This is a genomic window from methanotrophic endosymbiont of Bathymodiolus puteoserpentis (Logatchev) (assembly GCF_900128525.1).
Lineage (GTDB): Bacteria > Pseudomonadota > Gammaproteobacteria > Methylococcales > Methylomonadaceae > Methyloprofundus.
This window is the reverse complement of record NZ_FQTQ01000117.1, coordinates 1-808: the sequence shown is the minus strand read 5'-3', so window position 1 is coordinate 808 and position 808 is coordinate 1. Positions and strand designations below refer to the sequence as shown.

The following is an 808-nucleotide window of genomic DNA, read 5'->3' as shown; positions in this document are numbered from 1 at the left end:
CTTGTGGATAAGTTAAGTCAAAATTAAAAATCTGTATTTATTATCGTTCCCAAAATATCCAAAAAAAGAAAGCCGAGCGCATGGAGCAAATGGATTTAATCGACTGGCTGGACGGTAAGCGAGTAATCAGGCAACAACCGCCGACCCAATCCACACAGCACCGCCTTTTCATCATCGAGCAACTAAAGCCCATCATGCGGGAACTGGAAGCCTTGGAGCTATCAGCCCTCACCATTTCCGAAGCACTGGCACATTATCAAAATCTCTACCAAGAAAAAGCACAACAAGCGATTTTAAGAGCGTTTGAATAGGGTTAATAGTTTCTTGTGTGTTGTTTACATTTAAGCGATAAAAACGCACCAGCGGACAACCTCACGCAATTACGGGCTATATTTTCATGCTTTCAAAGGGGAAAAGATCAAGAGCCAGTTAATTAGGCCGAAAATGAAACTTTCATTTTATCTGTTAAAAAAACAAAATAAATTCTTTAGACCTTAATTTTTTCTTTTCTAATCAAGTGTATTTTTTTCTGACTGAAAGAATGATCTTTTTATGAAAGCGCATGGTTTCGGGTTTTCCCTGCTGCCGTAGATAAGCGGCTCTTTCTTCAATATCCAGTTTTTGAACATGCAAGGCCATACCTACCGCTAAAATTTCAGCTTGATAGCGTGGGATTCCCCCGCGCATAAGTTTAAACACCCAAAAATCATTATGCAGGGCGGGGCGGGTATCATCTAGGAAACTTGGCATTTTTAAATTTTAGTGTGCTGTTCAATGGCGTTTAAAAAGTCATCATAGGCATTTCTTA

2 protein-coding genes are annotated in these 808 nt (G+C 39.6%); one reads left to right on the top strand and one right to left on the bottom strand.

Annotation, left to right across the window (positions count from 1 at the left end):
• The first annotated feature begins 80 nt into the window (after positions 1-80).
• Positions 81-311 carry a hypothetical protein gene (locus BQ7314_RS09700; protein WP_174483509.1) on the top strand — a complete coding sequence of 77 codons (231 nt, stop codon included), beginning with the start codon at positions 81-83 and terminating at the stop codon, positions 309-311.
• A 202-nt stretch (positions 312-513) separates the two neighbouring features.
• On the opposite strand, the gene BQ7314_RS09695 is transcribed toward BQ7314_RS09700, so the two are convergent.
• Complete coding sequence (locus BQ7314_RS09695; protein WP_174483508.1) at positions 514-750, bottom strand: hypothetical protein; 237 nt, start codon at positions 748-750, stop codon at positions 514-516.
• Between the last annotated feature and the right edge of the window lie 58 nt (positions 751-808).